The organism is Mycobacterium sp. 1165196.3 (assembly GCF_001673415.1).
GTDB lineage: Bacteria > Actinomycetota > Actinomycetes > Mycobacteriales > Mycobacteriaceae > Mycobacterium > Mycobacterium europaeum_A.
In genome coordinates, this window is the sequence record NZ_LZLU01000273.1 from 17,975 (window position 1) to 28,828 (window position 10,854).

The 10,854-nt window shown below is 67.3% G+C and carries 9 protein-coding genes and 1 pseudogene; 4 read left to right on the forward strand and 6 right to left on the reverse strand.

The window, feature by feature from the left end; translation table 11 throughout:
* Position 1 precedes the first annotated feature (1 nt).
* The 3 genes from A5659_RS26275 to A5659_RS26285 all read right to left on the reverse strand — a co-directional run bounded on the left by A5659_RS26275 (position 2) and on the right by A5659_RS26285 (position 4,236).
* Positions 2-2,932, reverse strand: coding sequence for an RND family transporter (locus A5659_RS26275; protein WP_067185363.1), 2,931 nt, complete (start codon positions 2,930-2,932; stop codon positions 2-4).
* Positions 2,929-3,477: an MmpS family transport accessory protein gene (locus tag A5659_RS26280; RefSeq protein ID WP_066867520.1), complete on the reverse strand. Its 549-nt coding sequence runs from the start codon at positions 3,475-3,477 to the stop codon at positions 2,929-2,931. Before A5659_RS26280 ends, A5659_RS26275 begins: the two co-directional genes overlap by 4 nt.
* Before the next feature lie 72 nt (positions 3,478-3,549).
* Positions 3,550-4,236: a TetR/AcrR family transcriptional regulator gene (locus A5659_RS26285; RefSeq protein ID WP_156749391.1), complete on the reverse strand. Its 687-nt coding sequence runs from the start codon at positions 4,234-4,236 to the stop codon at positions 3,550-3,552.
* A gap of 121 nt (positions 4,237-4,357) precedes the next feature.
* Here A5659_RS26285 and A5659_RS26290 point away from each other — a divergent pair, with 121 nt between their 5' ends.
* On the forward strand, positions 4,358-6,091 hold the full coding sequence (locus A5659_RS26290; protein WP_067185366.1) for a cytochrome c biogenesis protein DipZ: 1,734 nt from the start codon (positions 4,358-4,360) through the stop codon (positions 6,089-6,091).
* Between the two features lie 9 nt (positions 6,092-6,100).
* Here A5659_RS26290 and A5659_RS26295 read toward each other — a convergent pair whose 3' ends face one another.
* From A5659_RS26295 to A5659_RS26305, 3 genes are read right to left on the reverse strand one after another with little or no spacing between them, the layout of a single operon-like run.
* Positions 6,101-6,955: a hypothetical protein gene (locus tag A5659_RS26295; protein ID WP_067020813.1), complete on the reverse strand. Its 855-nt coding sequence runs from the start codon at positions 6,953-6,955 to the stop codon at positions 6,101-6,103.
* 10 nt (positions 6,956-6,965) lie between these two features.
* Positions 6,966-7,484 carry a mycothiol transferase gene (locus A5659_RS26300; protein WP_066867530.1) on the reverse strand — a complete coding sequence of 173 codons (519 nt, stop codon included), beginning with the start codon at positions 7,482-7,484 and terminating at the stop codon, positions 6,966-6,968.
* A gap of 10 nt (positions 7,485-7,494) precedes the next feature.
* On the reverse strand, positions 7,495-7,866 hold the full coding sequence (locus tag A5659_RS26305) for a VOC family protein (RefSeq protein WP_067185369.1): 372 nt from the start codon (positions 7,864-7,866) through the stop codon (positions 7,495-7,497).
* A 47-nt stretch (positions 7,867-7,913) separates the two neighbouring features.
* On the opposite strand from A5659_RS26305, the gene A5659_RS26310 reads away from it, so the two are divergent.
* The 3 genes and pseudogenes from A5659_RS26310 to A5659_RS26320 all read left to right on the forward strand — a co-directional run bounded on the left by A5659_RS26310 (position 7,914) and on the right by A5659_RS26320 (position 10,766).
* Positions 7,914-9,656, forward strand: coding sequence for an amidohydrolase family protein (locus A5659_RS26310; RefSeq protein WP_067185372.1), 1,743 nt, complete (start codon positions 7,914-7,916; stop codon positions 9,654-9,656).
* Positions 9,657-9,695: 39 nt separating this feature from the next.
* Positions 9,696-10,316, forward strand: a pseudogene (locus A5659_RS26315) (PPE family protein); the annotation flags it as partial.
* A gap of 54 nt (positions 10,317-10,370) precedes the next feature.
* A complete protein-coding gene (locus A5659_RS26320) occupies positions 10,371-10,766 on the forward strand; it encodes a hypothetical protein (protein WP_067185375.1) in 396 nt (131 codons plus the stop codon).
* Positions 10,767-10,854 lie beyond the last annotated feature (88 nt).

Here is a 10,854-nt window from a genome sequence, read left to right on the forward strand (position 1 = left end):
ATCAGCGCGGTTGTACCACTCCGCCCGGCGGGTGCTCGTCGACGTCGTTGAGGATCAACTCGCGCACCGCGGGACGCGGTCCGTACGGTCGCAGCATGGTGCTGGCCGGCCGCGGACGCACGTGCTGCGGCCACCAGAACCAGCGGCCGAGCAGGGTGGCCAGCGACGGTGTCATGAACGACCGCACGATCAAGGTGTCGAAGAGCAGCCCCAGCGCGATCGTCGTACCCACCTGGGCCATCACCAGCAGCGGGCTGAACATGAACGTGGCCATGGTGGCGGCGAAGACCAGACCGGCGGAGGTCACCACCGAGCCGGAACCGGCCATGGCGCGGATCGTCCCCGTCTTGAGCCCGGCGTGGATTTCCTCTTTGAACCGCGATATCAGCAGCAGGTTGTAGTCCGAGCCGACCGCCAACAGCAGGATGACCGCCATCGCCAGCACCATCCAGTGCAACTTCATGCCCAGGATGTACTGCCACAAGAGCACGGAGAGTCCGAATGAGGCGCCCAGCGACAGCAACACGGTACCGACGATCACGAAGGCCGCCACGACGCTTCGGGTGATCACCAGCATGATGATGAAAATCAAAGTGGCCGCGGCGATTCCGGCGATCATCAGGTCGATGTTGGAGCCGTCGTGCATGTCCTTGTACGTCGCGGCGGTGCCGCCGAGGTAGACCTTGGCGCCTTCCCAGGGAGTGCCCTTGATCGCCTCGTGCACGGCCTGCTTGATCGGTTCGATGTGGTTGATGCCTTCAGGAGTCGCCGGGTCGCCTTCGTGGGAGATGATCAGCCGGACGGCGTGCCCGTTCGGCGAGATGAACTGTTTGAGACCTCGCGCGAAATCCGGGCTCTTGAACGCCTCCGGCGGGAGGTAGAACGTGTCGTCGTTTTTCGCTTTGTCGAAGGCGTCGCCTTGCGCGGTGGCGTTGTCGGACTGCGCTCTCGCCTGTTCGTTAAGACCCTGCGTGATCGCATAGTTCGACATGATGGTGTCGAGGTTGCGCTGCTGGCTCTCGATCTGCGGCGGTATCAGCGCGACCAGTTTCGGCTGAATCTTGTCCAGCTTGTCCAGGTTCGCGCTGAGGTTCACGATGTTCTCAGCCACCTGGTCGATGCCGTCGAGCGCGTTGAAGACCGACCGGAGTGCCCAGCAGACCGGGATGTCGTAACAGTGCTTCTCCCAGTAGAAGTAGCTACGGATCGGCCGCAGGAAGTCGTCGAAGTTGGCGATGTCGTCGCGCAACCTCTCGGTGATCTGCACGGTTTCCTTGGTGAGCCTGGTGGTTTCGTGCGTCGTGTTGCTGAGATCCTGGGTCACCTGCATCTGCTCATGCAGGGTTGCCATCGTCTTGTGCAGCTCGTCGGCTTGCTTGAGCAGGTTTGCCGCCTGCTCGTCCTGATAGTGCTGGGTCTGGATTCGCCCTGCGGCCTGCGCACCCATCTGGAATCCGAGGGTGCTGTGGTCGAGTGGCGTGCCCAGCGGCCGGGTGATGGTCTGCACCCGGCCGATACCGGGGATGTGGAAGACCGCCTTGGCGACCTTGTCCAGGACGATGAAGTCGGCCGGATTACGCAGGTCGTGATCGGTCTCGATCATCAACAGCTCAGGGTTGAGCCGAGCCTGGTCGAAGTGCCGGTCCGCGGCGGCATAACCGACGTTGGCCGGGGTGTCCGCCGGCAGGAAGTGGCGGTTGTCGTAGTCGGTCTTGTAACCGGGCAGGGCGAGCAGACCAACCAGCGCGATCGCGACGGTCACCGCGAGAACCGGTGCGGGCCAGCGGACTACCACGGTGCCCATGCGACGCCAGCCCCGGGTCTGCAGCGTGCGCTTTGGATCCATGAGCTTGAAGAACGACGCAACCGTCAGTATTGCCGGAGCCAGCGTCAAAGCCGCCAGCACCGCGACCAGCATGCCGACCGCGCACGGCACCCCCAGCGACTGGAAGTACGGCAGCCGGCAGAAGCTCAGGCAGTACATCGCGCCGGCGATGGTCAGGCCCGATCCGAGCACGACATGCGCGGTGCTGTGGAACATGGTGTAGAACGCTTGTTCGCGGGTCTCGCCCAGCCCGCGGGCCTCGTGATAGCGGCCGACCACGAAGATCGCGTAATCCGTCCCGGCGGCGATCGCCATCAGCACCAGCATGTTGTTGGCGAACGTCGACAGCCCCATGACGCCGTAGTTACCGAGCGTCGCGACGACACCGCGGGCCGCTGCCAGCTCGATGAACACCATGGCCAGCATGATCAGGACGATGCTGATCGACCGGTAGACGAACAGCAGCATCACGATGATCACCAGGAAGGTGACGAGCGTGACCTTCGCGACGCCCTTCTCACCCGCGTGGGACTGATCGGCGAACAGCGGGCCCGCGCCGGTGACGTAGGCCTTGATTCCCGGCGGCGCGGGCACCGAGTCCACGATCTTGCGGACGGCCGCGGCGGACTCGTTCGCCAGCCCGCCGCCCATGTTGCCGGCGAGGTAAACCTGGACGTACGCGGCCTTTTGATCGTGGCTCTGGGAACCCGCCGCCGTCAGCGGATCACTCCAGAAATCCTGGACGTGCTGAACGTGCTTCTTGTCTTGCTCGACGCGCCTGACGATCTCGTCGTAGTAGCGGTGCGCTTCGGCCCCGAGTGGCTTGTCGCCCTCCAGCAGGATCATGGCCGAGTTGTCGGAGTTGAACTCTTTGAACGTCGATCCGACCTTCATCATCGACTGAAAGGACGCCGCGTCGGTGGGACTCATCGACACCGAGTGGGTTTTGGCGACGACCTCCAGCTGCGGGGCCACGGTGTTGGTGACGAACACGATGCCCAACCACACCAGGACGATCGGCAGCGCCAGCCGGTGGATCATCCGCGGCAGGAACGGCGGGATCAGCGGCTGGTCGACGCGCGGCGGAACCGCGGCTGGTTCGCTCATGCGGATTTGTCCAGGCAATAGACGAAGGCGTTCACGGTTTGGTTGGGATCTGAGCGATTCGGAGTTTTGATGACGTCACCACTCCCGTCGTGCTTGTTCACCACGAACTGGCAGGCGATCCAGCTGCCGTCTCCTTGCGCCACCAGGTTTGCCGGGATCCCGGGCTTCGTCGAACTCAATACTTTGCTCCAAGGCAAGGGCACGTTGAGGGCCTGCTGGGGGTGGGAGTTTTCGTCGAGATAGTTGATGGTTGCCGTGCTGCCCGGCGGACCCCAGACCTGGAGCGTGATCGTCTTGGCGTTGAACTCGTCGAGGACCTCGCCCGAGGTGCCGCCACCGAACGAACCGCGGTGAACGCCGAAGACGCCGTGCAATCGGTATACGACGAATCCCGACAGCGCGACGACAGCCGCGATCGTGAGCACCAGCCAGAAACGCGCGAAGAACCCCTTTTTCCTAGGGCGCTGCGGAGCGGCCATTTCGCCCTCCCTATCGGCGGAGCCCTGCTTCTGCAGCGGCTCGGTCCTTGGCTCAGTCGTCGTCATGGACGCTCCAAGTCCTTCCCGTTCACCGGTTGTAGTTCGCCAAGCCACAGCCCCCCGGCCTCCTCTCTGCGTTCATTGCGATCCCGAGATGAGCCCGACGCACGTAGCCGTCAGCAGTCGGGTCAGCGCGGACGCGAAGTCCAGATTCCATTCGGGGGGAACCACTTCCGGCTCCTCGGCGTAGGCGTCGGTAAGCCGTTCCGGCGGGTTCGCGACCTGCCACAGCGTGGCCGCCAACGAGTACGCGGCCAGCAGGATGTCGAGCGACCCCGATCGCCCGAGTTCGGGCAGCGCGCTCTCGATGGAATCGGCGAGCGAGAGCGTGGCGGCGGTACTGATGCGCTTGACCTCGATGACCCGTTCGGCGTCCACCTCGTGTTCGAGGTGCAGGTGCAGGTTGGCCAGCAGGTCACAGAACAGCGGGTCGTCGGCCAGGGCTTCGGCCAGCGTCTCGGCGATGCGCGAGGGCGACTTCGCGCCGGGCTTGGCCAGTTTCTCGGACACGATGTTCGACCATCGCACCCAGCCCTCGGCGGACAGGTGCAGCAGAACTTCCTTGTGCGAGGTGAAGTAGCGACGCACCGCCGAATAGTGAATTCCGGCACGGCTGGCGACCGCGGTCAGGGTGACCGACGCGACGCCGGTTTCCATCGCCAGCGACCGTGCGGCTTCCACGAGGGCCTCCGCACGTTGGCGCTTCTTTTCCTCGGTGCGGGCGCGCTGGAATGTTAGTTGCGCCACCGGCCGAGCGTAACGCACGTTGTGTGATTTGCATAACGCACGTCATGTGATTTGCAACGCGTCACAGCCCGGGCGCCAAACAGGTAAAGGTGTAGCCATGCTCATCACCCGGCGTCCCTCGCGCGCCTGCGACTAGCCCGTGCAGACCATCGCCCTGATCGGGTTCCTCGGCGGCCTGATCACCGGTATCTCGCCGTGCATCCTGCCGGTGCTTCCCGTCGTGCTCCTGTCCGGCATGGACAGCGGGCGCGCCCGCGGCGTGAGTTCCGCGGCGCGCCCGTACCTGGTGATCGCCGGCCTGGTATGCAGCTTCAGCCTGGCCACGTTGATCGGTTCCGCACTGCTGACGGCGCTGCACCTGCCGCAGGACGCGATCCGCTGGGCCGCCTTGGTGGTGCTGGTGTTGATCGGCGTGGGGCTGATCTTCCCGCCCGTGCAGCACCTGCTCGAGCGCCCGTTCGCATACTTTCCGCAACGCCAAACCGGCTCTGGCGCAGACGGTTTCGGGCTGGGCCTGGCGCTGGGCGCCCTGTATGTACCGTGCGCGGGCCCGGTGCTGGCCGCCATTGTGGTGGCCGGCGGCACCTCGTCGATCGGCCCCGGTGCGCTGGTGCTGACGGCGACATTCGCCATCGGCAACGCGTTGCCGTTACTGGCCTTCGCACTGGCCGGGCGCCGCGTCGCCGAACGCGTGGCCGCGTTCCGCCGCCGGCAACGCGCGATTCAGGTCGCCGGCGGGGTAGCGATGATCGTGCTGGCCGTGGCGTTGGTGTTCAACCTGCCGGCGATGCTGCAGCGCGCCGTGCCCGACTACACGACGGCAATGCAGAACAGGTTGGGCGCCAACGACATCGAGCGCAGCCTGGGCCCCGCCCCCGCGCAGCGGTCAACTCAGGGCGGGCTGCAGCTGAGCCGGCCCGGCACCACCATCGACGGCGCGCTGAGCGACTGCTCCAACGGCTCCGCCGACCTACAGCAATGCGGACCGGCCCCCGCGCTCACCGGCGTCACCGGGTGGCTCAACACCCCGGACGGCAAACCGCTGGACCCCGCATCGGTGCGCGGCAAGGTGATCCTGATCGACTTCTGGGCCTACTCGTGCATCAACTGCCAGCGCGCCATCCCGCATGTGATCGATTGGTACAACCGGTATCGCGACAACGGACTCCTCGTCATCGGGGTGCACACCCCCGAGTACGCCTTCGAGCGGGTGCCCGCCAATGTGGCCAGCGGCGCCGCCGACCTGCACATCACCTATCCCATCGCGCTGGACAACGACTACGCGACGTGGAACAACTTCGGAAACCTGTACTGGCCCGCCGAGTATCTGATCGACGCGAACGGGCAAGTGCGGCATACCCAATTCGGCGAGGGCGACTACGACGGCACCGAAAAGCTGATCCGCACGCTACTGGTCGACGCCCATCCCGGCGCCCTGTTGCCGGCACCGTCCCATTCCGCCGACATGACTCCGCAGACCAGGCTCACACCCGAGACCTACCTGGGTGTCAGTAAGTCCGGAAACTACGGCGGCACCGGGGATTACAAGCAGGGCGCCGCAACGCTGAGCTACCCGCCGAACCTGGCCGACGACAAGTTCGCCCTGCGCGGCCGGTGGACGCTGGACGACCAGGGGGCCACCGCCGACGGCGACGACTCGGCCGTCCGATTGAACTACACCGCCAAGGACGTCTACGCCGTCGTCGGTGGGACCGGCACCGTCACCGTGACCCGGGACGGCAAGACCACCACGACATCGATCGGCGGAGCGCCCACGTTGCACCGGATCGTCGCCGACGACGCCGCGCATCGCGATCAGCTGGACATGCAAGTCAGCAAGGGCCTGCAGGTGTTTTCGTTCACGTTCGGCTAACCGGCGCGCTCACGACTTCTTGGCGAGGCCGCCCAGCATGGCAACGATCACGCCGAGCGCAACCAGGGCGGCGCCGGCGAACAGCGCGACGTTGAGCCATTGGTGCATCCCGGCTTCGGCGTGCCCGACCATCACCTCTGCCACCACCCGGACGTTGCCGGTGGTGTGGTTGAGCGCGCCGTTGAGGTAACGGCCGGCGACCTCGATGCCGGCCCATCCGGCCGCGCCGACGAGCAGCGCCGAGACGCCCAGGCTGCTCAGCGCCTTGCCGCGGCGGCGTGCGGTGGCCAGCGTGAGCACCGCGCAGACACCGCACAGCGCCGCCGCACCGACGCTCACCCACGGGCCCCAGGTGGCCAGCGGACTAAGCCGCCCCTGCCGCATCGATTTTGGTATCGAAACAGTAAGTGGGACAGTTAATTTCGCGGGGACCGTCACGTTGTGGCGGCTCAGCAGCGGCTGGATCGAGGGGTCCTTGAGCATCGGCGCCACGTCGACCGCCCACTGGTTGCCGTTCTCGGCGGCCGCCGGGTCGCTGAACAGCCAGCCGTGCACCGAACGGTTCGCCTGGGCGAACAGCGGCGGGAATGCCGGGCCGGCGGTGAAGTCGCCGGCCGCCTGGCGCACCTCGGAAGTGTCGAGCGGATAGCGGCCCCCGCCATGCTCGACGGCCAGAGTCGTTGCCCGAGAGGTTAATTCGTCCGCCATGGCGGACTGCAGGCCCGGGTCGGTCGCCGCGCGCCGCGCCAGCGCGGCGTAGCCGTCGGCGTCAACGACGTGCAGCTGCGTCCACGCCGCGGGGATCGCGATTGCCAACGCGAGCGTGGTGATGAGCCACAACAGCACGGTCGCCGCGAATCGCACGCCTGCGAATCTACGCAATCCCCCGCACGTAGGCGGCCTGCCCCAGGTGCTGGGCGCAGTCGTCGATGATGCTCACCAACCGCGCGCTGGCCGTCACCGGCGGATCCCAGTTGGTGTCCACGACGCGGGCCAGCTCCTGCGCGCTCACGCCGGCGACGTACTCGAGGGTGAACTTGTGCACCGCGTGGTAGTAGCCGGAGAGCAGGTCCGCGGGCGCCTTCACCTTGGCCACGTCGTCGGGCCCGTGTCCGTAGCCGGTGTCGTTGCGCGGCAGGTCCAGTCCGAACCGGTCCACCCAGCCGTCGCGGAACCACACCTGCTCCACGCCGGCGACGTCGGCGAGCTGAAGGTCCTGAATGCGCGCGCTGTGCCACAACAGCCAGGCGATGCTGTTGGCGCGCGGGGCCGGCCGGTAGCCGGACACCTCGTCGGTCAGCCCCTCGGTGATCTCGTCGACGTGTTCGATCAGCCGGGTGAACGCGTCGCGCAGGAGCTCTTGCAAAACGGCGGCATCGTCGGTGCGGGCCATGTTCGCGACACTACGGGAGGATCCCGTGGAAGACCGCCTCCACGTTGTTGCCGTCGGGATCGCGCACGAAGGCCCCGAAGTATCCGGGGTGGTATTCCGGCCAGAGCCGCGGCGCGTGGAGCGGCTCGGCGCCCAACTCGACGGCCACCTCGTAGAAGGCGCGCACCGCGTGCTCGTCGGCCGCCTCGAAGGCGAGGTGGACTTCCCGATTGGGTCCGGCGAGCTCGCAGGAGATCCAGAACGTCGGCTTACCCGCCCGCCCGTACCCGATGGCCCGACCGACATCCAGCTGCCGGGAGAACCCCAGCGTGCCCAGCACCGCGTCGTAAAACCGCTGAGATTTGGCGTAGTCGGCGCAGTTGATTCCCACGTGATCGATCACGGGGATGATCCTGGCACGAGCCACCGCAACGGTCGTAGATTGTTTGGATGACTTACGACCTCATCATCCGCAACGGCACCATCGTCGACGGGCTGGGCGGTGAGCCGTACGTCGGCGACGTGGCGGTGCGCGACGGCGTCATCGCGGCCGTCGGCAACGTCAACGGCGAGGCCGCGGCGCGCGAGATCGACGCCACCGGCCTGCTGGTCACGCCCGGATTCGTCGACCTGCACACCCACTACGACGGCCAGTCCATCTGGTCGGAACGCCTGACCCCGTCCTCCGCGCACGGCGTGACGACGGTGGTGATGGGCAACTGCGGGGTGGGCTTCGCGCCCTGCCGCCAAGAGGACCACGACGTGCTCGTCGACGTGATGGCCGGTGTGGAAGACATTCCCGGCGTCGTCATGACCGACGGCCTGCCGTGGACGTGGGAGACCTTCCCCGAATACCTGGACGCGCTCGAGTCGGGCAGGCGGGACATCGACGTGGCGGCGTATCTGCCGCACTCGCCGCTGCGGGTGTACGTGATGGGCCAGCGCGGGGCCGACCGCGAGCCGGCCACCGCAGACGACCTGGCCAAGATGCGGGAGCTGGCCAAGGAGGCGATCGAGGTCGGCGCGCTTGGCTTCGCGTCGTCGCGGTTGACCATCCACAAGACCGAAAGCGGTTCGCCCATACCGAGTTACGAGGCCGCCCGCGAGGAGATCGAGGAGATCGCCCGCGGTGTCGTGGACGGCGGCGGCGGGCTGCTGCAGTTCGTCCCGGACATCCCGTCGGGCGGCTATCAGCCGGTGTTGCAGACGGTGTTCGACGTCGCCGAGGACGTCGGGCTGCCGGTCACCTTCACCCTCGTCGTCGCCAACTCCGGCGACCCGTCCTGGCCGGACGCCATCACGATGATCGAGAAGGCGAATAGCGCCGCCGACGGCGGCGAGGTCCGAGTCACGGCGCAGCTGCTGCCCCGCCCGATCGGCTTGATCATCGGCCTGCAGCTGACGGCCAACCCGTTCGTGCTCTACCCCAGCTACCGCGAGATCGCGCACCTGCCGCTGGCCGAGCGGGTCGCCGAGATGCGCAAGCCCGAGGTCCGCGCCCGCATCCTGGCCGACAAGCCCGGCCACGGGCACCCGATTCTGTACGTGGCACAGATGTGGGACTGGATCTTCCCGCTGGGCGACACCCCCGACTACGAGCCCGACCCGTCCACCAGCATCGGCGCCCGCGCCCGCGCCCGCGGCGTGGACCCGATGGAGGAGGCCTACGACCGGCTGCTCGACGACGACGGCCGGGCCATGCTGTTGGTCGCGACCAGCAACCTGCAGAACAACTCGCTGGACACGGTCGGCGAACTGCTGCACCGCGACGACGTGGTGCTTGGTCTCGGCGACGGCGGGGCGCACTACGGGATGATCTGCGACGCCAGCTACTCCACCTACTTCCTGACGCACTGGGCACGCGACCGCAAGGCCGGGCGGTTCACGGTGCCCGAGGCGGTTCGCGAGCTCACGTCGGTGCCGGCCCGCGTCGCCGGTCTGGGTGATCGCGGCCGAATCGCGGTGGGCTACAAGGCCGATCTCAACGTCATCGACCACGCCGCCCTGCGGCTGCACAAGCCGGTGATCAGCTACGACCTGCCCGCCGGGGGGCGGCGCCTGGACCAGACCGCCGAGGGGTATGTCGCCACGATCGTGGCCGGGGAAGTGATCGCCGAAAACGGCGTTCCCACCGATGCCCGCCCAGGCAGGTTGGTCCGTGGGCGCCAGCCCGTCCCCGTAGCCTCGCGATAACGCCACCAAAAGTGGCATATACCAGCTAAGTTGGGTTCCGTGACGAACCCGCATTTTGCGTGGTTGCCGCCAGAAGTCAACTCGGCACTAATTTTCTCCGGTCCAGGTCCCGGGCCGCTGCTTGCTGCCGCGGCGGCGTGGGACGGGCTGGCCGGGGAGTTGGCATCGTCGGCATCGTCATTTTCTTCGGTGACGTCAGATCTCGCCAGCGGGTCATGGCAGGGCGCGTCGTCGACGGCCATGATGTCGGTCGCCAGCCAATACGTGAGCTGGCTGTCCGCGGCGGCCGCGCAGGCCGAAGAGGTGTCACACCAGGCCTCGGCCATCGCGACGGCGTTCGAGGTGGCGCTGGCGGCCACCGTGCAGCCGGCCGTCGTCGCAGCCAACCGCGCCCTGGTGCGCGCGTTGGCGGCAAACAACCACCTGGGTCAGAACACCGCGGCCATCGCCGACATCGAGGCCGCCTACGAGCAGATGTGGGCTTCAGACGTCGCGGCGATGTTCGGTTACCACGCCGACGCGTCGGCGGCCGTGGCCAAGCTGCCACCCTGGAATCAGGTGTTGCAGAACCTCGGCTTCTCCAACACCAGCACCGCCGTCACGCGCCCGGCCAGCTCCGGTGCCGTCGCCCGCGGCTACACCTCGCGCATCGCCGGATTCCTGCGGCCCTCGGCGCCGCAGTAGCGCGGCACCCCGCGCCTATCCTGGAAGATCATGCGCACCAAGAAGAAGGTCGACCTCGAGGCGCTGGCCGATGCGCTGGTCGACTACCCCTACGGGTACCTGATCACGGTCGACGACGACTACCGCGTGCACACCGTGACGGTCGAGCCGCGGCTCGATGGGGCCACTCTGGACGTCGGACTCATCGGCGGCCGGACCCGCAACAACCTCGCCCAGCGGGCCGACGTCACCCTGTTGTGGCCGCCCGCCGAGCCGGGCGGCTACTCGCTGATCGTCGATGGCAGCGCCGAGGTGACCGACGCCGGCGAACAGACCGCCCGCCTGACCGTGGTTCCCACCCGCGCGCTGCTGCACCGCGACGCCGAGTCGGCGGACGCGGCCAAGGGCTGCCTGCACGACTGCGTGGTCTTCTCGCTGCCGGCCTAGCGGCGATCGCAAGCGCGGCGGAGCCGGGGAAGCCGGGTCGCCGCCGTCGGACTCAGCGGCGATCGCGAGCGCGGCGGAGCGGCCGAAG